The sequence below is a fragment of the Marinobacterium marisflavi genome, assembly GCF_982447095.1.
In genome coordinates, this window is record NZ_OZ457898.1 from 2,293,941 (window position 1) to 2,316,066 (window position 22,126).

Sequence of the window (22,126 nt, forward strand, 5' to 3'; positions counted from 1 at the left end):
TTTCTAGCGGAGCGCGGATTATACATGAATCGCAGAAATATAGAATAGCCTAACTCTATAAAGTTTTGTCTCGCTAGGCACTGGGGTTTTACGCGCGGTGCTCTCTGGCCAGGTATTCGGTGGACTGCATCTCAAGGAGGCGGGATTTGGTTCTTTCGATTTCGAAGTTGAGTTTGCCTTCAGTGTAGATCTCGTGGATCGGTTTTTCCGCTGAAATGATAAGTTTCACGCCAGAATCGTAGAACTCGTCGACCAAATTAATGAAGCGGCGGGCAGCGTCATCTCGGGCGCGGCCGAGTTGTGGGACGTTACTGAGCAGAACCGCATGATAGAGCTTGGCGAGTTCGATGTAGTCGTTCTGCGAGCGTGCGCCCTCGCAAATAGCATCGAAATCAAACCAGATAACATCCTCACACGCCTTGCGGGCTAGGATGTGACGATTGTTGATCTCGATCTTAATGTTCTCTTCCAACTCCTCTAGATCGGGTGCGAGGCTCTCAAAGCTTGAGTTAAGACTCACATCGGCCTGCGCATCGAGGGGCCAGTGGTAGAGTTCTGCCTGTTCTAGAGTGCGCAGACGGTAATCAATTCCGGAGTCGACGTTCACAACCTCGGTGTATCTGTTCAATAGATCGATAGCCGGCAGAAAGCGAGCGCGCTGTAGACCGTCTTTATAGAGACCATCAGGCACAATATTGGACGTTGCGACTAGAGACACGCCGCGAGCGAAGAGCTCCTGCAACAGACTACCCAGAATCATCGCGTCCGTAATGTCCGACACAAAGAACTCATCAAAGCAGATGATGCGAGTCTCCGCCGCGTACTTGTCGGCAATCGTTGTCAGCGGGTTCTTGGTGCCGTCGAGCTCTTTTAGCTCCTTGTGCACGCGCTGCATAAAGCGGTGAAAATGCGTACGCATTTTGCGCTCAAACGGCAGGGTGTCGTAGAAGGTATCCATAAGGTAGGTCTTACCGCGGCCCACCCCACCCCAGAAGTAGAGACCTTTGACCGGCTCAACCTGCTTGGCCTTACCCATCTTAAAGCGGGTGCGAATACGTAAAAAACCGCCGGGGCGTGGTGCGTTCTCAGCCGCAACGAGCTCATCAAATAGACGCTGGAGGTGCTGAACCGCCATCTCCTGGGTGGCATCGTAGGAAAAATCATCACGCTGCAGATCTTTCTTATAACGCGCTAGCGGAGTTGGCATCGACTTCTCACCTCAACAGTTCTAAAAACTGCGCGCACTTTACTGCGCCTCTCGGTGAATTTCAATTCAGAAGAGGGCCACCAGTAGCGGTAGCATCAACGCCGTAATTAATCCCGTCAGCCCCATAGCCAGGCCGGCAAAGGCTCCGGCCAAGGCTCCCGTCTCTAGCGCCAATGCCGTGCCAAATCCATGGGAGGTGAGGCCGAGCACAAAGCCTTGGGTCTCCTGATCGGACACCCTTAACACCTTCAATACGGAGGGTACTAACAGACTACCTAGCACCCCAGTTACAAGGCAGAGCGCAGCAGATAGCTCGGGGAATCCTCCTATTTTCTGGGAGATACCGAGGGCGATAGGCGAAGTGACGGACTTCGGCGCGATCGATAGCAGTGTCTCTATGCGAGCATCAAATAGCCAGGCCACTCCCACCGCTATCGCTGCCGCACTGAAGGCACCAACCAGACAAGCAACCAAAATAGGTAACCAGAGCTCTCGTATTTTCTCGAAGTAGTCGAACAGCGGCACCGCTATCGCAACGGTAGCCGGGCCTAGCAGGAAATGAATAAACTGCGCACCGCTAAAGTAGGTTTCATAAGGGGTAGATGTCAGTGACAGCAGACCGATCAACACTGACATACTCACCAGCACCGGGTGCAAGAGCGGGGTTTGACCTGACAATCTATGTACAACCAGTGCTGCGCTGTACACAGCCAGCGTCACCACAATCCACAGTAGCGGCTGAGCTGCAAAATAGACCCAGAATTCAGTCGCGCTAAGCATCGCCTCTCCCCTTAGCTCTCTGACGCTTAAGCAGTAACGAGAAGACCATAGCCGTTGTTAAAGCTGCACCAATAGAACTAATAATCAGCGCCAGCAGGATAATCCACCACTCGGACCTTAGCAGTTCAAAGTGCAACACTAGCCCAACACCGGCAGGTACAAACAGCAGCGCGAGATTCGATAGCAGCGTATCCGAGGTGGTGCGCAATGACTTTGGTACTCTTTTAGTGAATAACAACACTAATAGCAGAAACACCATACCCAGCACTGGCCCGGGTATCGGTAGACTGAGAGATACGACGATCAGTTCGCCGATCAACTGAAACAGCAACACCAACAACAGGCCATGTATAATCATACCTCTCCCTCCACTAATTGGAGATTAGAACCAGGCACCAACCAAAACAATCACATTATGACATTTAAATTTCGCAATGTGGCAGGTGACACAAAAAAGGCCAGCAAAGCTGACCTTTTCTCTAACGGCACCAACTACTCTGCACTGGCGACTTCCACTGATTCACGAAGTTCTCCCCGGTCATTGCGATGCTCGGGATGCTCTGGCACTCCTAGCTCCATGAACTCTAGCAGGCGACCTACGCGCGCTAGCAGGGTATAACGCGCAAGTTGCTCATCAATCTTGGCAGAGATCAGCTCGTTATTTGCGCTGAAGAGTTCGTTCTCTGAGTCGAGCAGATCCAACAGTGAGCGCTGACCGATATTAAACTGCTGCGCGTAGGCATCGCGCGTGGCCTGAGCTTCAGTTTGACGACGTTCAAACTCAGGAATTTGCAGGTAGATAGACTCCAAGTCGTACCAAGCGATCTGAGCATCCGCCTCTAGATCTCGACGATCTTTTTCACCCTGAGCGCGGGCGACACCCGCCAAGTGCTCATTGGCTGCGATACGCGCCTCGTCAGATCCGCCGCGGTAGACGTTCTGCCGAGCTCGCACCATGGCCGATAGTGTCTGCGCGCGCTCAGCGACACCATTTGCCCCTTTGTTGCTGGTGTAATCCACCTCGAGAAAGACCTTCGGATGCATAGCCGATTTAGCGACACCCACCTGTCCTAGCGAAGATTCATGATCAGCAACAGCGGCCGCAAAACGCGGGTGCTCCATAATGGCAACATAGCGCGCATCCTCAGCGGTGTAAGGAAGGTGTGTACAGCAATCATCCGCTGGCATCTCAAGGTCACCCGGCTTGTAACCAACCACGCGCTCAAAATTGATCTCGGATTCCCAAAGGTTGCCCTCAACAACGCTGAGGTTGTAGTTCGCCAGCGCTAACCGACCGCGAGCTTGAGTCTCATCAGCCTTACTGCCGACGCCCATCTGCGCTCGGCGAGAAATCTTATTGAAAGTATCTTGGTGAGCCGCCAGGTTATTTTTGGTGCTCTCCAATAGCTGCCGTTGACGGATTACATCAAGGTAGACAGTTGCAACCTCTAACCCCAACACCTCGGCCTGCTCAGCACTGCGCGCCTCTTGAGCTCGCGCACCCGCTGAACTCGCATCAACACGAGACTTAGTTTCATAGCCATCATAAAGCATCTGCGTCGCGCTCAGCCCAGCCTCGCGACGCGTATACCAGTCATTATCTGAGCTGCGAAAGGCACGCTCGCGCCCGATACCAGCACTAAGATCCAGCGTCGGACGATAGCCTGCCTCATCCATCTCAACCATCTCTAAAGATGCAGCGTGTCGCTCAACCGCACGCAACTGTTGCGGGTGCGACTCTAGCGTTTCGGCAATTGTCTGCTTGAGCGGTTTACTCTGCGCAGATGTTGAAAGCAGCGCAATCAGCGCAGCGGCTAGAATAGTGTGAGACGAGGGCATACGCATGCTGATGTTTCCTTACGAGCAAAGTACCTTCAGGATAGACCCTGCTTGCGAAACCTGCCAACTCCTGACTCGAGCTACTTTTGAGTTTCAGGCTTGGTAAAGGCGCTCTTTGCGCCACCGTAGCGCTGCTGCTGGAATATCGAACCGATTCCCACTGAGGGCGGTAGCGGCATACGTACAGGTACGGACTCCAGCCGAGGGACTATGCAGGGCTCACCAATAATTGTGCGGTCTTGCAGATCCTCCCAGAACTTCTGCTGGCCCAGCGCATGAATGTAGGAGGAAGCACCGAGGATAGGCCAAGCATCAGCCTTAGCAATTTCGTAAAACAGGATGAGCCGCGGACGATCACTCAGGTTCGGAGCCGAACCATGCAGAGTCCTCGCATGATGCACCGTCATACTTCCCGCCCTCCCCGTAAGCGTCACAGCCTGACTTACGTCAAACTCTGGGTCATCGGCATCAACCGCACCACAGAAGCGTCCTTCATGCATATGACTAAGAACGGGACCCCGATGGGATCCTGGAATCACCTGAAGCGGACCATTTTGTAGGTCTACATCCTCTAACATGAGCCCAAAGGCGAGCAGATCATCGTTTGTATGCGGATAGAAGGCCCAGTCTTGATGCCACTCCACTGCGGCCCCACCGCCGGGCGCCTTGGTATTTAGCTTGGCCGTAATCAGATTCGCATTGTCGCCCAACAGTTCACGCAACACCTCAGTTACACCGGAGTTTTTCAGAATCTCATCAAAGTAGGGATGCTGTTTATGTGGTAGCTTGATTCGAGTCAGACGTGGAGTTTCAGCGCTATGCCCCTCATCAAGATCAAACACCTCATCGCTCTCATGGACCTGACGCGACGCCTCAATAAACTCATACGCGATAGCACGCATGCGCTCCAGCTGCTCAGCCGTAACCACATTCTCGACAAGCAGGTAACCGTTCTCTCGGTAGAAACTGATCTGTTCCGCGCCAAGCATGTTTCACACCCTCGATTTTTTCTTCGAATTTACTTAGTTTTCTTGAGCGTGAAAAGCGAACTTACCTGTATTGTGGTCAACGACGGCTAAAACTGGTTACTCGAATACACTGCTAAAGTAGGACCTTGCGCTGAGGGTAATTGCGGATCCGGGGAGTGTTTCTCGGATCTTGTTTGCCATGGAAGGCAAACACGAAGCGTCCCATGGATGGGCTCGAAGCGTGCCGAGAAATACTCCCCGGATTTGCCCACCGCCGAGTTAGTAAGCCACTACCCGACATGCAGTCCAAATTGGGACCATATAACAAAAAAGCGGGCCCTGAGGCCCGCCTTCACTACTGCATTGACTCTGAAGCTAGATCAGAGAAGCAGACGACGTACGTCGCTGAGCAGCCCATTCATCTCTGTAAGGAAGCGACCTGCATCACCACCATTAATCGCACGGTGATCGTACGACAGGCAGAGTGGCAGCATTAAGCGTGGCTCAAACTCTTTGCCGTTCCAACGCGGTTTGATATCCGCCTTAGAGACTCCGAGGATAGCAACTTCTGGCGCATTAACGATCGGCGTAAATCCGGTACCGCCGATGCCACCGAGGCTAGAGATAGTGAAACATGCACCCTGCATCTCGTTTGGCTTGAGCTTGCGATCTTTCGCTTTACCCGCCAACTCCATCGCTTCGTTCGAGAGTTCGTAGATGCTTTTCTTATCCGCATCCTTGATCACCGGAACCATCAGGCCGTTTGGCGTATCAACCGCAATACCGATGTTCACATACTTCTTGTAAACAATGTGCTCGCCGTCAGCATCGAGTGAAGCGTTAAACTTCTGATGACGTGACAAACAGACTGCCGCCGCTTTAATCAGGAACGGTAGCGGAGTGAGCTTAACGCCCTGCTTCGCAGCCTCATCCTTCATCTCCTTGCGGAAAGCCTCGAGCTCGGTGATATCCGCATCATCAAACTGAGTCACATGCGGAATATTCAGCCAGCAGCGCGACATGTTGTCACGGGTGATCTTGTCGATCTTGCTGAGCTTAACCTTCTCGATCTCACCGAATTTGCTGAAGTCCACAGCCGGGATTGCAGGAATACCGGAACCACCGGTCACTGCACCGCCAGCGGGCGCTTCGGCCAGTTTCTTCAGCGCGCCCTTAACGTACGCCTGAACATCCTCTTTTACGATACGACCCTTGCGACCAGAACCGCTAACCAACGTCAGATCGACACCGAACTCACGTGCGATTGCGCGCACGGCAGGACCAGCATGAACTGAACGATTCTTCTGCTCAAGTGCAACCAGATCAGTGCTCGCTGCCGGCTTAGCAGCCGGAGCCGGAGCCGGAGCTGATTGAGCAGGAGCTGATGGAGCTGAAGCTGGAGCCGCTGCCGCAGGCGCCGCCGCTGGTGCTGCACCTACCACTTCAAGCTCGAGCAATAGGTCACCTTCGTTGACCTTATCGCCCTCTTTGATCTTCATCGACTTAACCACACCGCCCTTAGGCGCCGGCACTTCCATTGAAGCTTTGTCTGTCTCCAGCGCAATCAGGCTATCGCCCTCTGCGATCGTGTCGCCATCCTTCACCAGAACTTCGATAACGTCGACATCTGTCGCGCCACTCAGATCTGGAACAAGGACATTTTCGACACCACCAGACACCGGCGCTGCCGCAGCAGCTGGAGCAGGGTCAGCAACAGGTGCCGCAGCAGCTGGAGCTTCGGCAGGCGCAGCACCAGCCACCTCCAGATCCAGCAACAGATCACCTTCGTTAACCTTACCGCCCTCACTGATGTGAACCGCTTTCACCACACCGCCCTTCGGCGCTGGCACTTCCATTGAGGCCTTATCGGTCTCCAGTGCAATCAGGCTATCGCCCTCTGCAATGGTATCGCCTGCCTTTACGAGGACTTCGATAACGTCGACATCTTCAGCACCACTAAGATCTGGTACCAGCACCTGCTCGACAGCAGAAGCTGCAGGCGCAGTTGCCGGTGCCGCTGCTGGTGCAGGCGCTTCAGCAGCTGCAGGAGTAGCCTCGGCTGCAGGCTCAGCAGCCGGTGCAGCAGCACCGCCAACCTCGAGCTCCATCAGCAGATCGCCTTCGTTAACCTGATCGCCCTCTTTCACAGCGATTGAAACAATTGTACCCGCCTGTTCAGCCGGTACTTCCATAGAGGCCTTGTCGGTCTCCAGTGCAATAATGCTGTCACCCTCGGCTACAACGTCACCTGGTTTCACCAGAACTTCGATTACGTCGACGTTCTCAGCTCCACTCAGATCCGGGATGCTAACTTTAATTGTGCTCACAAAAATTCTCCTTTCGGGTTGTGACTAGTTAGCCGAATCAGAGCGTCCAAGGCGCTGCTTTTTCGGGGTTAATGTTGAACTTCGCAATTGCCTGAGCAACAACGGAAGCCTTGACCTTGCCCTCTTCCTGCAGAGCTTTGAGTGCTGCAACCGCCACATAGTGACGATCGACTTCGAAGAAGTTACGCAGTTTGGTGCGTGTATCCGAACGGCCGAAACCATCGGTACCCAACACCTTGTAGCGACGTGGAATGTACTCACGTAGCTGATCTGCATACATGCGCATGTAGTCAGTTGACGCAATTACCGGACCCTCGTGACCTTTCAGGCACTGCTCCAGGTAAGACTCGCGAGGCTGATCTTCTGGGTGCAGCAGGTTCCAGCGAGCGACTTCCATCGCATCGCGCTTAAGTTCGTTGATAGAGGTGGTGCTCCATACATCGGACTCAACACCAAACTCTTCACGCAGAATTTCAGCACCGGCTTCCACTTCACGCAGAATAGAGCCACAGCCGAAGAGCTGTACTTTAAGGTCAGCTTTTTTGCCTTCTTTCAGCAGGTACATACCCTTAACGATCCCCTCTTCAGCGCCCTTAGGCATCTCTGGGTGCTGGTAGTTCTCGTTAAGTGTGGTGATGTAGTAGAACTTGTTCTCCTGCTCCTGATACATGCGACGCATACCGTCCTGTACGATCACAGCAACTTCGTAGCCGTAAGTCGGATCATAAGAGACACAGTTTGGAATCATCTGCGCCATCAGGTGGCTGTGGCCATCCTGGTGCTGCAAACCTTCACCGTTGAGCGTAGTACGACCAGAGGTTGCACCGATCAGGAAGCCACGTGCTTGCGAATCACCCGCAGCCCAAGTCAGGTCCATTACACGTTGGAAGCCGAACATTGAGTAGAAGATGTAGAACGGCACCATGGTGCAGTTGTTGTTGGAGTACGAGGTCGCACAGGCGAGCCATGCAGAGAATGCACCCGACTCGTTAATACCCTCTTCGAGGATCTGACCGTCTTTGGACTCTTTGTAGAACATGATCTGATCAGCATCGACCGGCGTGTACTTTTGACCGCCTGATGAGTAGATACCGAGCTGACGGAACATACCTTCCATACCGAAAGTTCGTGCTTCATCAGGAACGATTGGCACTACACGCTCGCCCATCTGTTTATCTTTAACGATCACACTCAGCACACGGTTGAGCGCCATCTGCGTAGAGAGGCTACGCTCACCGCTTGATTTGAGCTGACCTGCAAAGGCTTCAAGCGCAGGCGTATCGAGTTTTTCACACTCAGTACGACGCACTGGGTAGAAGCCGCCGAGACGCTTACGCGCTTCGAACATGTACTTCATCTCTGGTGAGTCAGGTGACGGGCGGTAGTACGGCACCTCTTTGAGCTTGTCGTCTTCAACAGGAATGTTAAAGCGATCACGGAAATCTTTAAGATCATCCACACCCACTTTCTTCATGGAGTGGGTGTCGTTTTTCGCTTCGCCAGACTTACCTGTGCCGTAACCTTTCACAGTCTGAGCCAGGATCACTGTCGGCTGACCTTTGTGCTCTACAGCCGCTTTAAATGCAGCGTAGACTTTGTATGGGTCATGGCCGCCACGGTTGAGGTTCATAATGTCGTCATCCGACATGTCCTTAACCATCTCGAGCAACTCAGGGTATTTACCGAAGAAATGCTCGCGGGTGTATGCACCACCGTTGGCCTTCATATTCTGAAGCTCGCCGTCAACCACTTCGTCCATGCGCTTCTGCAACAGACCTTGAGTGTCGCGTTCAAACAGTGGATCCCAGTGACGACCCCAGAGGCATTTAACAACGTTCCAGCCCGCACCGCGGAATACGCCTTCCAGCTCCTGAACGATTTTACCGTTACCACGCACAGGGCCATCGAGGCGCTGCAGGTTACAGTTGATTACAAAGATCAGGTTCTCGAGGCCTTCACGACCTGCTAGCGAGATAGCACCGAGTGACTCAGGCTCGTCACACTCACCATCACCGAGGAATGCCCATACCTTGCGATCACCACGCTTAACGAGGTCACGCGCAGAAAGGTAACGCATTACGTGAGCCTGGTAGATTGCCTGAATCGGCCCCAAACCCATAGATACCGTTGGGAACTGCCAGAAGTCAGGCATCAACCAAGGGTGTGGGTAAGATGAAAGTCCGTTGCCATCAACTTCGCGGCGGAAGTTATCCAACTGCTCTTCGGTCAAACGGCCTTCGAGGTAGGCGCGAGCGTAGATACCCGGAGAGATGTGGCCCTGGAAGAAGACCATATCCGCATCCTGCTCACCCTCGTTACCACGGAAGAAGTGGTTGAAACCGATATCATAAAGGGTCGCTGAAGAGGAGAATGAAGAGATATGACCGCCAAGGCCCTCATCATTGTCGTTGGCGCGCATAACCATTGCCATCGCATTCCAACGGACAAATGAGCGGATACGGCGCTCCATGAATAGATCGCCAGGAAGCGGCGGTTCGTCTTTCGGGGAGATTGTATTTTTATACGGGGTAGTCAAAACGGAGCTGTTGTCTACGCCCAGCTCAGCCGCTTTGTGGCCAAGTTTGGAAAGGATGTACTTCGCGCGCTCGTTACCGTCGCTATTGGCGACAGATTCGAGTGCTTGCAACCATTCGTCCGTTTCAATCGGATCGATATCGTTAGTTAAGTCTTGCACCAGCAATCTCCCTTATGCGCCGAGATCATCGGCGACCAGTCTGAGTTCGTTGAATCTTTTCTTTCGGGCGCTAAAGCGCCTCTTATGATGAGAATAAGTAGTAGCGACACTACACCCGACTTAAACTTTAGTCCAGAAAAAAGAGGAAAATTTGCGACAATGTTAAAAAAATTGCGCCATGACTGTAGTTTTACTACGTGGGAAAATAAGCTTACTGCTCTGAGTTATTAAAATTCGCTGCTAGTGAGTTGATAGCTGCTCTAGACGCTGCAACAGTGCCGTGATGGAAGCCGGATATTGCCCCTGCTGCGTGCTTGAGAGCTTCTCGACAAACTCAGAAAGGTCAGCCCTCACCCCAGGCTCCATCTCCATCAAGCGCTCAAGTGCCAGCGGTGAATCCTGCTTGACCGCGACACGTGGACAGTGGCCTGCCTGATGCTCGACGACCCCCTCGGCGATTAACTGCAGTATGGCTCGTTTAATACTCGCGCGTGAAACATCATAATCCTGAGCTAGGGCACGCTCGCTCGGTAGACGTTCGCCCGGCTCTTTACTCTGTAGAACAGTACGGATCTCTTCTACTAATCTGCTGTGCTCTTCCACCTTCTCACTCCCGTAGTTTGGAACCGACCAAGCTTCCCACTTGAAACTGTATAGCGTACCCTGCGCCGCTAATTCTAAACGTCAACCGAGGCAGAGCACTCGCTAATGTCCAACCCTCCCGAGCTGTATCCACTCTTAGAGCGCGTCTTCCTGACGGTCTTTCCGCTTGCAGTGATAGTGCTTATCGCTTTCATATACGCACGAAAGTACGAAACGGATATGCGGATTCCCAACCGGCTCAATATGGATATCTTTCTGCCGGCACTGATATTCGCCGTTATGGCTTCTGAGAGTTTTGACCTCTCCACCTACTCAATGCTGTCTGCAGGCGCTCTGGTCACCGTACTCGGTTCGGGCTTGATCGCTCTACCAATCGCGCGAGCGCTAGGTTTGGGCGCCAAAACCTTTGTGCCGCCGATGATGTTTAACAACTGCGGCAATCTCGGCCTTCCACTGGCTCTGCTCGCTTTTGGTGAGTTAGGTCTCGCTGCAATGATGGCGATGTTCTTGATCAGCAACACCCTCCATTTCACCCTAGGTTCTTATATTGTCAGCGGATCTGCCTCGCCACGTAAGATCCTGCTAAACCCGATGATTATGGCGACACTACTGGGGCTGGCATGGAACCTTTTAGGATTGCCCTTCCCTGAATTTATCCAAGTTCCGCTGCGCATGCTTGGAGATATCGCGATTCCGCTGATGCTGTTTGCACTCGGGGTACGCATGAGGGGTATCGATCTATCGAACTGGAAGATGGGAGCTTATGGCGCAGTGCTTTCGCCGTTGACCAGCCTAATATTCGCAATCCCTTTTGCAATCATTTTTGACCTCTCGACGGAGTTCACGGCTTACCTGATACTCTTCTCCGCCATGCCACCAGCCGTACTGAACTATCTTGTTGCAGAGCGTTACAACCTCGAGCCGCTTGCGGTCGCTTCGATTGTGATGATCGGAAATATGGCGAGCCTCATCATCGTTCCAATCACGTTATTTTTTATCATCTGAATCAAAAAAGGGCGGCCTCGTTATTGAGGGCGCCCAAATTTAATTACTGCTGGGATCACTGCTTATTCAGTCGCGAGCAACTCCGGATCTGAAGTCAGTAGAATGTAGTCGAGATTTTTCTCTAGCGTAGCCGGTCCAATACCTCGCACAGCGACTAATTCAGAAGGCTCCATAAAGGGGCCAAACTGCTCACGATATTCAACTATCGCTGTCGCTTTGCTCATGCCGACACCGTCAAGCGCATCGGCTAGCTCCGTCGCACTAGCAGAGTTGATATCAACCGGAAAACCGGCAAAAGTCTGGGATGAGGCTGCCAACAGTGCGCCGGCAATCAGTTTTGTAACCAGAGAAAAACGAGAAGTAAGAAGTTTCATGATAACTACCTCCATGTAGTCTTAGTGATTCTGCGACACACTCCTTGCGCCGCTAATTTCACTATAGACCAGTCTGAAGCCAGTGCCAGAAATTCACCAAAGATTCGGTGCCAATCACTTTAACTCAGAGCAGCACTGACCTCTGCCTGAATCGCTGCGGCAGCAGCGGAAGGATCTACTGCCCCCGTTATTGGGCGACCCACAACTAGGTAGGTACTACCTGCAGCTATCGCTTCAGCCGGGGTCATAACACGACGCTGATCACCCTTTTCGGCATTGGCTGGGCGAATCCCAGGTGTGATCAATTCGAACCCATCACCAGCCTGCGCGCGCAACGCAGCAGCCTCTTGCGCCGAGCAGACAACGCCATCTAGGCCAGACCTCTGGGTCAGCGCAGCCAACCGTTTGACCTGCTCAAGAGGATCAATATCCAACCCGATCTCCTGTAGATCAGAGCGTTCCATACTGGTTAGCACAGTAACAGCGATCAATTTAGTGCGCTGATCAGCCGAACTACTCTTCTCCACCGCTTCGCGAGCAGCCTCCATCATGCGACGGCCACCACTCGCGTGGACATTAACCATCCAAACACCCAGTTCTGCTGCAGCCGCACAGGCTTTGGCAACCGTGTTGGGGATATCGTGAAACTTGAGATCGAGAAAGAGTTCAAAACCGAGCCCGTGCAGGGACTCTACGATAGCTGGACCGCATCGAGTGAAGAGCTCTTTGCCCACCTTAACTCGACAGACTTCAGGATCGAGCTGCTGCGCCATCGCCATCGCCTGCTCTGCTGTTGGATAATCCAGAGCCACTAAAATGCGCTTATTGTCGGTCATGGCGGTGCTACTCTCCCTCAAGTCCAAAAATCGGACGAATACTACCCCATTGGCGGCAGCTTGGACACTGCCACACAAGATTGCGGCCAGCAAAACCACACTGACCGCAGCGGTATATAGGCTTAGAGATCTCAAGTTGCTGAGTCAAAGAACGCAGGCTCATCAAGCTCTCACGTGCACTCGAGGAACCATACTCCAAATGCATATCGATTAGGCGATTGAAGCCCTTAACCGAGGGTCTAGATTTGAGCGCCTCTGTAATGAAGAGCCCGGCACTTAAAACCCCCTCACGGTCGCGTTTCTGCTCAGCGAGCGCCAACATCGTACTGGTTGCAGGGTGTGCCTCTTGGAGTCGGTTCAAGCAATCGCGAAAGCCCGCCTCATCATCGCAGGCTTCATAAGCACGGCGCAGACCTCGCAAGGTTTCAGGTATGAATTGTGGATCCTGCTGCGCCACCTGTTGCAGCGCATGAATTGAAGCGCGCCACTGTGACTGCTGCTGGAGTATTCGCGCCAGCGTGAGGTTGGCCCGCACACACGCGGCATCCTCCGATAACGCCTGCTCCAGCCTTTGCCGTGCGGCCTCAGCCTCACCCTCGGCCATCAACTGTTCACCGCGCTCACAGTAATAGTGAGACAGCTCGACCTTCAACAATTCACGTTCAGCCGGTGGTAGCTGTTGCGCTACATCCAGAGCGGTCTGCCACTCCGCTTCCTGCTCATAAAGCCGTATCAGCAAGCGTAGAGCACGCACTCGCAGTTTCGAGTCTTTGGCCTCATCCAAAAGGGTATTGAGTGACTCCTCAGAGCGATCAAGCAGACCAAGCGCGTGGTAGTCCAATGCAAGAGCTAAATTAACGCGCTGGCGGTCAAATTGGCTCAGGCCGGGCCGGGACAACAACATCTCATGAATGCGAACCGCCCTATCCACATCCCCCTTACGCCGCAAGAGTTTTGCCAGCGCAATATGAGCAGATAGCGTATCGGAGTTCACCTCCAAAGCCTCAATAAAGCTCTCGATCGCCTCTTCGGTTCGGTTATCAATCAGATAATCTAGACCACTCAGATAGGCATCAGGTAGCGCGCTCTTTGCTTGACGCAGTTGCTGCCATCGGGCGACACCCCATCCCGCAAAGACAGCAACCAGGAGTAGGATGAGTAGTAGAAGTGTGTTGTCCATCAAGGTTAGAGAGGGCGCTTAGTTTGGCTGTTGCAGTCGCTTAAGCTGCTCTTCCGCTTTCCGCTGTTTACGGTTAGTGCTACTTAGACGCGCGCTCAACATCAACGAGCGAGTACTGGTCAGGATCATGCCCAGTAGCGTACCGGCCACAAAGAAACCGATGAGCCAGAGTGATAAGCTCGCCTCGGGTAGCTGCAACCAGATCAGGTCGATACTGACTTTATCGGTGTTATGAATAGTGAATAGCACGCCAAGCAATAGCACTAAAAGGCCAACGGCTAGGGTTAAGATCAGTTTAATCGTGCGCACACTGCTACCTGTGGGCTGGGCTTATCGCTCGTGCTTGAGGCTATCGTTAACCTGTTCGCGCAGCTCTTTGCCGGGTTTAAAATGGGGAACAAACTTGGCTGGGAGTGACACCGACTCACCGGTTTTAGGATTACGTCCCACACGGGGCGCTCGATAGTGCAAAGAGAAGCTACCAAAGCCGCGAATTTCGATTCGCTCACCCTCAGACAGGGTCTCAGTCATATGCTCCAGCATTATCTTCACGGCCAACTCGACATCTTTGACCGATAACTCAGGGTGTTTATCTATCAGCTGTTCAATCAACTCAGACTTCGTCATGCCCACTCCAGCTATCAGGTAGATAGAGCGGCCTCAACGAGACCGCCCGTCTTTGATGGATCCTATTTTTTGTCCATCTGCTGTTTGATCAGATCACCGATGGTTGTCGGGCCAGCCTCTTCAACACTCTGCTGCTGCACAGCTTCAAGTGCTTCTGACTGCTGCTTAGACTCCAACTGCTTGATCGATAACTGAATCGTGCGGTTGCGACGGTCAACATTACTGATCATCGCCTCAACGCTATCACCCACCTTCAATTCAGCACTCAGATCCTCAGTACGCGCAGTGGAGAATTCAGAGACGCGAAGCACCGCCTCAACGCCCTCAGCTAGCTGCACTGATGCCTGACGCGCATCAACCGCGGTCACCGTACCGGCAACTACCTGACCTTTAGAGTGAGACTCTGCAAAACCAGAGAAGTCATCACCGGTAAGGGCTTTGATGCTAAGAGAGATACGTTCGCGTTCAGCGTCGACTGACTGCACCACCGCCTCAATCTCTTGGCCTTTCGAGTAGGCCTTCACCGCCTGCTCACCCGGCTCATCCCAAGAGATGTCAGAGAGATGTACCAAGCCATCGATACCACCATCTAGGCCGATAAAGATACCGAAATCAGTGATAGAACGAATGGCACCAGTTACTTTTTCGCCTTTGGCATGAGCTGCTGCGAAGCTATCCCAAGGATTGTCCTGACACTGTTTGATACCCAAAGAGATGCGACGGCGTTGCTGATCGATATCGAGAATCTGTACCTCGACCTCATCGCCCACCTGCACCACTTTCGATGGGTGAATATTGCGGTTTGTCCAATCCATCTCAGAGACGTGTACCAGACCTTCTACGCCATCGCCGATCTCAGCAAAGCAGCCGTAGTCGGTTAGATTAGTGACGCGTGCTTTGATGCGTGAGCCCACAGCGAACTGGCTTGTCATTGCAGTCCACGGGTCATCCTGAAGCTGTTTCATACCAAGAGATACGCGCTGGCGTTCAGCGTCATACTTCAGCACTTTAACATCGATCTCATCGCCGACATTGAGCACTTCACTCGGGTGCTTCACGCGCTTCCAGGCGATATCAGTGATGTGCAGCAGACCATCAATGCCACCAAGATCAATAAAGGCACCGTAGTCTGTCAGGTTCTTCACGATACCCTTGAGAACCGCGCCCTCTTCCATCTGCGCTAGCAGCTTCTCGCGATCTTCGCTGTTAGCCTCTTCCAGCACAGCACGGCGAGATACGACAATGTTGTTGCTGCGTTGATCGAGCTTAACGAGTTTGAACTCAAGATCCTGGTTCTCTAAGTGGGTAGTGTCGCGCAGAGGTCGCACATCAACTAGAGAACCGGGTAGGAAAGCGTTAATACCATTGAGGTCGACGGTCAGGCCACCGCGTACGCGACCACTGATTCGGCCTGTGACGATCTCACCTTTCTCATACGCTGCTTCGAGCACCTGCCAAGCTTCGGCTCGTTTAGCTTTTTCACGCGAGAGTTTAGTTTCGCCGAAGCCATCCTCGAAGGATTCGAGTGCAACACGCACCTCATCTCCGACCTGTACTTCGATCTCACCCGCATCGTTTTTGAACTGTTCCGCTGGGATGGCACCGTCTGACTTCAGACCGGCTGATACCACAACAAAATCGTTCTCGATTGCGATAACCGTTGCGACAACGATCGCACCCGGAGTCATCTCTACTTGTTGCAGGGACTCTTCGAATAGGTCCGCAAAACTCTCGCTCATGTTTTAACCTCAGTTTGGGGTTAACGCACCCCTCTGTGTCGTGCTTCTTCCAGTACGGCAGCCAGCACCTCATCGATGGTCATCGAAGTGCTGTCCAACCGAATGGCATCTTCTGCAGGCTTGAGCGGCGAGGCTGAGCGGTTCATATCCCGATCATCACGTGCCCGCAGGTCCTGCAATATATCCTCAAGGCTAGCACCCACTCCCTTATCTATCAACTGCTTATAGCGACGTTGCGCTCGCTCCTCAGCACTAGCATCCAGATAAATTTTTAGCAGTGCTTCGGGAAACACCACGGTTCCCATGTCGCGACCATCAGCAATTAAGCCAGGCTGTTGGGCAAAATCTCGCTGGCGGCTCAACAGTGCTGTACGCACCGGCTGAATCGCAGCCACTTTAGAAGCATCCAAACCCACATCTTCAGCTCGAATCGCTTTAGTCACCTCTTCACCCTCAAGGAAGATCTGTACCTCAGACTCAGCATCAGACGCAACAAAACGCACATCCAAGTGCGCTGCCAACACCTGCAGCGCCTCTACATCATTTGGATCGACACCATGGTGACGTGCGGCGAGAGCCGTGAGTCGATAAAGCGCGCCGCTATCTAATAGATTCCACCCGAGTTTCTGGGACAGAAGACGGCAGATAGTGCCCTTTCCTGACCCTGAAGGCCCATCCACCGTTATCACGGCACTCATTGTTGTTGGGCTCATTTAACTCTCCTTTAACAATCGCATTCCCACACGTCGAGCCTGCTCAACATACTCAGGAAATACGCTACTTAGTGCTCGACAGCCGGCAATACTAAGCCCCTTCTGTGACACTACTCCTACAATCATCAGCGCAAGCGCGGCAACTGGGTGCTCATACGCATCGAGCTCAATACCGCCCTGAATATCAGTTGGCACAATCTTTACACTGCCAGCCAGACGCTCTACGCCCACACCAAGTTTTTGCAACTCGCTAAGCAACTGCTCTAACAACTGCTGATGTCTTTGCGGCAGGCGATCGACACCCGAAAGCTCCGACACACCTTCTGCACAGCTCATCGCGACTAGTAGCAGTGGCAGATCATCGCCTAAACCAGCCAACTCGGTACTCGTGCAGTCAGCACCGACCAACTGGGAAGACTGCACACGGATATCGGCGATCGGCTCACCGTTCGATGAAGAGTCGTTAAGAAATTCATAGCGAGCCCCCATGCGGGACAAGATTCTCAGTAGCTGCTGACGGGTTGGGTTCACTCCCGTGTGCTCAATAATCAACTCCGTTTGCGGAATCAAACTGGCCGCCAACACAAAAGCAGAGGCAAACGAGAGATCCGCCGGTATCTGAATATTTTGAGCTTTCAGCTGTGCTCCCGCTGCCAGTCGCAGCGAGCGCCCCTCACGCTTCAAATCAACACCAAAACCGTGCATCAAGCGCTCAGTGTGGTCTCGGGTTGTGTTGGACTCATACAGATCCAACGAGATGCCAGAAGCCATCGACGCCAGAATCAGCGCCGCTTTTACTTGCGCACTTGCAAACCCCGGTGCGTATTCGATTGGCGTCAACCTTTTACCAGCGATGACGCGCACGGGAACACCCGCAGCGCTTAGCTCAAACTGTGCCCCCATCTGCTGTAGAGGTTCGAGCAGCTCGGTATAACTCTGCTGCATCAACTGTGCGCTGCCCGCGATCTGGCTATCGAATGGCTGAGCGGCCAACAGACCCAACAGCATACGCAGAGAGGTCGATGAGTTACCAAAATAGAGGGGACCTGCAGGTTGCTGCAGACCATTGAGTCCTACGCCATAGACGCGTACCCGCCCCTGATGCGGCCCCTCGATCACCACACCGAGATCACGAAACACCTGAATAGTTGCCAAGCTATCTTCGCTTTCAACAAACCCATCGATGTCGCTGACACCCTCAGCCAAAGCTGCGAGCATAATTGCGCGGTGGGAGATAGAGCGGTCACCCGGAACTCGCAGGTGGCCAGACAGCGCAACTGCCGGCTGCACAACCAGAGTCTCTGGGGTGCTGCTCGCCTGCAGGTAGCCTGCGCGCTCAAGAATACGCGAGAACTGCTCACGCGATGCCCGAGCTCGGGTAAAGATGCCCGTCAGGCGCTGACTATCACCGGCATCAACAGCAGCACGCAGCTGCGCCAGACCTTCAGTGAATCGATCAATCTGCGCCAAGATCGGCTCGCGGTTGGCAAAACAGACGTCATGCCACATGGTCGGATCGCTCGCTGCGATCCGGGTAAAATCACGAAAACCGCCCGCTGCATAACGAAAAATATCCGTACTCTCAGCCTCAGCCGCCAGCGTATCCGCCAACGAGAAAGCCAGCAGATGCGGGAGGTGACTCGTTGCTGCAAGCACCTCATCATGGCGCTTGGGCTCCATTTGAAGCACCTCAGCACCCATGGACTGCCACAGGCGCGCCAGTGTGAGACGCGCATCTTCAGGAGTGGTGGCGAGCGGGGTAAGTATAACTTTGCGCTGCACGAAGAGCTCAGCGTCAGACGCGGCTACACCCGACTTCTCAGCGCCAGCGATAGGATGTCCGGGAATAAAACCGGCGGGCACATCTGACCAGATTCGCTGCGCAGCCTCAATTACATTGACCTTGGTGCTACCCACATCAGTAATCAGTGCAGTCTCTTTCAGCCAAGGCGCTATTTGAGCTAGAACATGCTCAATCGCCTTTACAGGAACAGCCAGCATCACCAGATCCGCCTGACGCACTTCGGCTTGCAAATCCTCGGCGACACTATCAATTACCTCAAGCGCAACGCCCAGCTCACACTCCTCACGATTTAGGTCAAAGCCGACAACCTGATCCACTTTAGGGAGGCGACGCGCGGCGCGCGCAAACGAGCCACCAATCAACCCTAGGCCGATGACCAAGATTCGCGAGGTCTCAAAGCTCACCCGGCCAACACCTCAGCTAGCGCTTCAAGAAAACGACGATTCTCTGCTTCTGTGCCGATGCTGACACGTAGGTGATTCGGCATTGCATAGATGCCGACTGGACGCACGATCACTCCGCGACGCAGCAGCGCATCGTAGATCGGCACAGCGTCGGATTTGAACTCAACGGCGATAAAATTACCGTAACTCTCAATGTAGGTGACACCCAGCTGATCCAACCCCGTATAGAGTTGCTGCAAGCCGGCGCGGTTCACTTCAACGCTGCGACTCAGATATTCCGTATCATCAAGTACCGCTTCAGCGGCAACCAGCGCTGGAATATTCACGTTAAATGGCTGGCGCAGGCGATTGAGAAGATCAGTAATCTCGGGCGAGGCGGCAGCAAAACCAACACGCAAGCCGGCTAGACCCCAGGCTTTAGAGAAGGTGCGTGTAACGATCAAATTCGGGTAGTCTGCCAGTAGCTCCAAACCGTCCGGTAAGGAACCATCATCGACATACTCGGTGTAAGCCTCATCCAGCACAACCAAGGTTGTCGGCGCTACAGCGGCCATAAACCTGTGTAGTTGCGCTGCTGTGAAGGCAGTACCTGTTGGATTGTTCGGATTAGCTAGGAAGATCAGCTTGGTGTTGGCTGAAGCAGCTGCGGCCATAGCCTCAAGGTCATGAGCATAATCCTTCGCTGGTATCTCAACAGCCTTGGCATTGATGGCCTGGCTCACCAGCTTATAGACAATAAATGCGTGCGCCGAATAGATAACCTCGTCACCTGGATTCAAAAAGACTCGCGCGATCATATCCAGCAAGTCATTCGAGCCATTACCGAGGGTCAACTGCTCGGCGCTCAAACCATAAACTGCACTCAGCTTCTGCTTCAAGCGGTAGCCCATTGCGTCGGGGTAGAGCGTCAATTCGCTCAACGAACCTTGCACCGCATCGAGTGCCAACTGACTCGGGCCAAGGGGATTCTCGTTACTTGCTAGCTTGATACTTTCAGAGATACCGAGCTCGCGTTCGAGCTCCTCAATCGGCTTACCAGCCTGGTACGGATGCAGTCCCCGGACACCAGGAACTGCTAGTTGGATAGCATCGCATGCCATAGATTGGTTCCTACAAAACCGCTATTGGGAAAGAGCCTAGATTTTTACAACGCAGCACCGTCTGCTCCACGGTTGCGCAAAGTTGCTGCACTGCATCCGAGTTACAGTGACCGATAAAATCGATATAGACCTGACAAACGTCATCAGCCGTATTTTCAACAATCGCCGTTGGGTGAACGCCGGCCTGCTGAAAGATCTCATCCAGCTGTTCAACGCTCCCGCGGAGCTCAACTAACAGAGCGGTCTTATCTTCACCGGATGGGCCAACCAACTGGTCGCCAATAACGAGATAGCGTGAACCCAACTCAGAGACTTCACCACAGAGCGCCAAATCAAACTTCGCCAGCGCGCTAACTGCCGCTTCGCTGAGTCGCGGATCCACACCCTCAATCGGTACTATGCCGTAATGGGCAGAACCCTCGGCCACCTCTGAGAAGATCGCTTCGATACTGTCGACCGGCACAAACTCGGCCGACTGACCGAACTGTTTCATCGAGGCTTGATGCGACTTCGAACAGAGAGAACCGGGAAAGACGACACGCAGCGGCTGCTCGAGCGCCAGACACGACGACATTACCTCACGAAACAGGCGTGCAATCTCCGCATCAGGTAGCGGCCCCTCATTACGCTCCATCGCACCGCGTAGCACCTGCGCTTCGCGTTCAGGACGGTAAAAAACCACCTCATCTTGCTCAAACTGAGCCTTAACCTCAGCCACCTCTTGGGCGCACTGAGCACGCTCATTCAGCAACTGATGAATCTGACGGTCTAACGCATCAATTCGGACACGAATCTTAGCGAGTGCGATCTCTTGCTCTGTCTGCTGCGACATATTCAGCCCCAACGTCTCTCGAAATCAGCCATAAATTCAACCAGAGCATCGACAGATGACTCTGATACTGCGTTGTATATGCTCGCGCGCATGCCACCCACCGAGCGATGGCCCTGCAAATTCAACAGCCCTGCCGCCTCTGCTTCAGCGAGGAATTTCGCATCGAGGGAGGCGTCGGCCAGAGTAAATGGCACGTTCATAATTGAGCGGTTATTAGGTGCTACTGGGTTAGCGTAAAAACCGCTCGCATCGATTGCGGCATAGAGTTTGGCAGCCTTGCGCTTGTTAATTTCAGCAATCGCTTCAACACCGCCCTTTGCCTTCAACCACTTGAACACCAGACCAGCCAGATACCAAGAGTAAGTTGGCGGCGTGTTGTTCATCGAGTCCGCTTTCGCATGCACCTGATAGTTATACATCGTCGGCATACCGGGCAGCGCATTACCAAGCAGTGACTTGCGCACAATGACAACTGTGATACCGGCTGGACCAATGTTCTTCTGCGCACCGGCATAGATCAGGTCAAAGTTATTTACATCCATCGGGGCGGAGAGAATGTCGGAGGACATATCAGCCACCAGCGGACGATCCTGCGCATCAGGAATGTAGTCAAACTGCACACCGCCAATGGTTTCGTTGGTGGTGTAGTGCAGGTACGCCGCGTTGCTATCGATCAGGAGTTCCGACTGAGCGGGCACCCGTGTGAAGCTCTCAGCTTCTGTCGACGCCGCTAGGCAGACATCGCCAAAGCGTTTCGCCTCTTTGATCGCCTTAGTCGACCACATGCCGGTATTGATGTAAGCGCCGCAGCGCTTATCACCCATCATATTGACGGGCACCATGGCGAACTGACTGGTCGCCCCGCCCTGCAAAAACAGCACCGCATACTCATCGGAGATGTTCAGCAGATCACGTAGATCCTGTTCGGCGGCGGTCGCAATGCTGACATACTCAGCACTGCGGTGGCTCATCTCCATTACGGAGAGGCCTTTACCCTGCCAATCCAGAATCTCAGCCTGGGCTTGCTCTAGTACAGCCGTCGGCAGCGCGGCAGGTCCCGCGCTGAAGTTGTGTTTACGACTCATTGAGATGT

At 53.4% G+C, this 22,126-nt stretch carries 20 protein-coding genes; 1 reads left to right on the forward strand and 19 read right to left on the reverse strand.

Translation table 11 applies throughout. The features are described 5' to 3' along the window. Positions 1-88 precede the first annotated feature (88 nt). From zapE to AC1WNR_RS11310, 8 genes are all read right to left on the reverse strand, one after another. Positions 89-1,207, reverse strand: a complete 1,119-nt coding sequence (gene zapE, locus AC1WNR_RS11275; protein ID WP_481644586.1) for a cell division protein ZapE — start codon at positions 1,205-1,207, stop codon at positions 89-91. Between the two features lie 66 nt (positions 1,208-1,273). Further along, a complete protein-coding gene (locus tag AC1WNR_RS11280) occupies positions 1,274-1,987 on the reverse strand; it encodes an LrgB family protein (RefSeq protein WP_481644587.1) in 714 nt (237 codons plus the stop codon). Next, positions 1,980-2,345, reverse strand: a complete 366-nt coding sequence (locus AC1WNR_RS11285; protein WP_481644588.1) for a CidA/LrgA family protein — start codon at positions 2,343-2,345, stop codon at positions 1,980-1,982. The genes AC1WNR_RS11280 and AC1WNR_RS11285 overlap by 8 nt, the downstream gene beginning before the upstream one ends. Before the next feature lie 134 nt (positions 2,346-2,479). Beyond that, entirely contained in the window at positions 2,480-3,832 is a 1,353-nt protein-coding gene (locus tag AC1WNR_RS11290) for a TolC family outer membrane protein (protein ID WP_481644589.1), read from the reverse strand. Between the two features lie 74 nt (positions 3,833-3,906). Further along, positions 3,907-4,815, reverse strand: coding sequence for a phytanoyl-CoA dioxygenase family protein (locus tag AC1WNR_RS11295; RefSeq protein ID WP_481644590.1), 909 nt, complete (start codon positions 4,813-4,815; stop codon positions 3,907-3,909). A gap of 359 nt (positions 4,816-5,174) precedes the next feature. Beyond that, a complete protein-coding gene (gene aceF / locus AC1WNR_RS11300) occupies positions 5,175-7,121 on the reverse strand; it encodes a dihydrolipoyllysine-residue acetyltransferase (protein WP_481644591.1) in 1,947 nt (648 codons plus the stop codon). 37 nt (positions 7,122-7,158) lie between these two features. Then, on the reverse strand, positions 7,159-9,822 hold the full coding sequence (gene aceE / locus AC1WNR_RS11305) for a pyruvate dehydrogenase (acetyl-transferring), homodimeric type (RefSeq protein WP_481644592.1): 2,664 nt from the start codon (positions 9,820-9,822) through the stop codon (positions 7,159-7,161). Between the two features lie 234 nt (positions 9,823-10,056). Beyond that, positions 10,057-10,419 carry a GntR family transcriptional regulator gene (locus AC1WNR_RS11310; RefSeq protein WP_481644593.1) on the reverse strand — a complete coding sequence of 121 codons (363 nt, stop codon included), beginning with the start codon at positions 10,417-10,419 and terminating at the stop codon, positions 10,057-10,059. 105 nt (positions 10,420-10,524) lie between these two features. Between AC1WNR_RS11310 and AC1WNR_RS11315 the strand changes: the two genes are divergently transcribed. Next, positions 10,525-11,424 carry an AEC family transporter gene (locus tag AC1WNR_RS11315; RefSeq protein ID WP_481644594.1) on the forward strand — a complete coding sequence of 300 codons (900 nt, stop codon included), beginning with the start codon at positions 10,525-10,527 and terminating at the stop codon, positions 11,422-11,424. Between the two features lie 62 nt (positions 11,425-11,486). Here AC1WNR_RS11315 and AC1WNR_RS11320 read toward each other — a convergent pair whose 3' ends face one another. From AC1WNR_RS11320 to serC, 11 genes are all read right to left on the reverse strand, one after another. Next, positions 11,487-11,798, reverse strand: coding sequence for a ComEA family DNA-binding protein (locus AC1WNR_RS11320; RefSeq protein WP_481644595.1), 312 nt, complete (start codon positions 11,796-11,798; stop codon positions 11,487-11,489). Positions 11,799-11,917: 119 nt separating this feature from the next. Continuing rightward, positions 11,918-12,634 carry an orotidine-5'-phosphate decarboxylase gene (gene pyrF / locus AC1WNR_RS11325; protein WP_481644596.1) on the reverse strand — a complete coding sequence of 239 codons (717 nt, stop codon included), beginning with the start codon at positions 12,632-12,634 and terminating at the stop codon, positions 11,918-11,920. 7 nt (positions 12,635-12,641) lie between these two features. Further along, positions 12,642-13,814: a lipopolysaccharide assembly protein LapB gene (gene lapB, locus AC1WNR_RS11330; RefSeq protein ID WP_481644597.1), complete on the reverse strand. Its 1,173-nt coding sequence runs from the start codon at positions 13,812-13,814 to the stop codon at positions 12,642-12,644. Positions 13,815-13,832: 18 nt separating this feature from the next. After that, positions 13,833-14,123, reverse strand: coding sequence for a LapA family protein (locus tag AC1WNR_RS11335; RefSeq protein ID WP_481644598.1), 291 nt, complete (start codon positions 14,121-14,123; stop codon positions 13,833-13,835). A 21-nt stretch (positions 14,124-14,144) separates the two neighbouring features. After that, complete coding sequence (locus tag AC1WNR_RS11340) at positions 14,145-14,441, reverse strand: integration host factor subunit beta (RefSeq protein WP_481644599.1); 297 nt, start codon at positions 14,439-14,441, stop codon at positions 14,145-14,147. Between the two features lie 62 nt (positions 14,442-14,503). Then, positions 14,504-16,180, reverse strand: coding sequence for a 30S ribosomal protein S1 (gene rpsA, locus AC1WNR_RS11345; protein WP_481644600.1), 1,677 nt, complete (start codon positions 16,178-16,180; stop codon positions 14,504-14,506). Positions 16,181-16,200: 20 nt separating this feature from the next. Then, positions 16,201-16,893 (reverse strand): (d)CMP kinase, encoded by a 693-nt coding sequence (cmk, locus tag AC1WNR_RS11350; RefSeq protein WP_481644601.1) that lies wholly within the window; start codon positions 16,891-16,893, stop codon positions 16,201-16,203. Then, entirely contained in the window at positions 16,894-19,101 is a 2,208-nt protein-coding gene (locus AC1WNR_RS11355) for a prephenate dehydrogenase/arogenate dehydrogenase family protein (RefSeq protein WP_481644602.1), read from the reverse strand. Continuing rightward, positions 19,098-20,201 (reverse strand): histidinol-phosphate transaminase, encoded by a 1,104-nt coding sequence (gene hisC, locus AC1WNR_RS11360; protein WP_481644603.1) that lies wholly within the window; start codon positions 20,199-20,201, stop codon positions 19,098-19,100. The genes AC1WNR_RS11355 and hisC overlap by 4 nt, the downstream gene beginning before the upstream one ends. Before the next feature lie 10 nt (positions 20,202-20,211). Continuing rightward, positions 20,212-21,033 carry a chorismate mutase gene (pheA, locus tag AC1WNR_RS11365; protein ID WP_481644604.1) on the reverse strand — a complete coding sequence of 274 codons (822 nt, stop codon included), beginning with the start codon at positions 21,031-21,033 and terminating at the stop codon, positions 20,212-20,214. Between the two features lie 2 nt (positions 21,034-21,035). Continuing rightward, on the reverse strand, positions 21,036-22,118 hold the full coding sequence (gene serC / locus AC1WNR_RS11370) for a 3-phosphoserine/phosphohydroxythreonine transaminase (protein WP_481644605.1): 1,083 nt from the start codon (positions 22,116-22,118) through the stop codon (positions 21,036-21,038). Positions 22,119-22,126 lie beyond the last annotated feature (8 nt).

What these genes read in the sequence shown, in the direction of transcription:
- AC1WNR_RS11315 (WP_481644594.1), top strand. Translation starts at nt 10,525, where the DNA reads ATGTCCAACCCTCCCGAGCTGTATCCACTCTTAGAGCGCGTCTTCCTG.
- AC1WNR_RS11290 (WP_481644589.1), bottom strand. Translation starts at nt 3,832, where the DNA reads ATGCGTATGCCCTCGTCTCACACTATTCTAGCCGCTGCGCTGATTGCG.
- rpsA (WP_481644600.1), bottom strand. Translation starts at nt 16,180, where the DNA reads ATGAGCGAGAGTTTTGCGGACCTATTCGAAGAGTCCCTGCAACAAGTA.
- AC1WNR_RS11295 (WP_481644590.1), bottom strand. Translation starts at nt 4,815, where the DNA reads ATGCTTGGCGCGGAACAGATCAGTTTCTACCGAGAGAACGGTTACCTG.
- AC1WNR_RS11320 (WP_481644595.1), bottom strand. Translation starts at nt 11,798, where the DNA reads ATGAAACTTCTTACTTCTCGTTTTTCTCTGGTTACAAAACTGATTGCC.
- AC1WNR_RS11285 (WP_481644588.1), bottom strand. Translation starts at nt 2,345, where the DNA reads ATGATTATACATGGCCTGTTGTTGGTGTTGCTGTTTCAGTTGATCGGC.
- zapE (WP_481644586.1), bottom strand. Translation starts at nt 1,207, where the DNA reads ATGCCAACTCCGCTAGCGCGTTATAAGAAAGATCTGCAGCGTGATGAT.
- pyrF (WP_481644596.1), bottom strand. Translation starts at nt 12,634, where the DNA reads ATGACCGACAATAAGCGCATTTTAGTGGCTCTGGATTATCCAACAGCA.
- pheA (WP_481644604.1), bottom strand. Translation starts at nt 21,033, where the DNA reads ATGTCGCAGCAGACAGAGCAAGAGATCGCACTCGCTAAGATTCGTGTC.
- AC1WNR_RS11340 (WP_481644599.1), bottom strand. Translation starts at nt 14,441, where the DNA reads ATGACGAAGTCTGAGTTGATTGAACAGCTGATAGATAAACACCCTGAG.
- AC1WNR_RS11280 (WP_481644587.1), bottom strand. Translation starts at nt 1,987, where the DNA reads ATGCTTAGCGCGACTGAATTCTGGGTCTATTTTGCAGCTCAGCCGCTA.
- cmk (WP_481644601.1), bottom strand. Translation starts at nt 16,893, where the DNA reads ATGAGCCCAACAACAATGAGTGCCGTGATAACGGTGGATGGGCCTTCA.
- serC (WP_481644605.1), bottom strand. Translation starts at nt 22,118, where the DNA reads ATGAGTCGTAAACACAACTTCAGCGCGGGACCTGCCGCGCTGCCGACG.
- lapB (WP_481644597.1), bottom strand. Translation starts at nt 13,814, where the DNA reads ATGGACAACACACTTCTACTACTCATCCTACTCCTGGTTGCTGTCTTT.
- hisC (WP_481644603.1), bottom strand. Translation starts at nt 20,201, where the DNA reads ATGGCATGCGATGCTATCCAACTAGCAGTTCCTGGTGTCCGGGGACTG.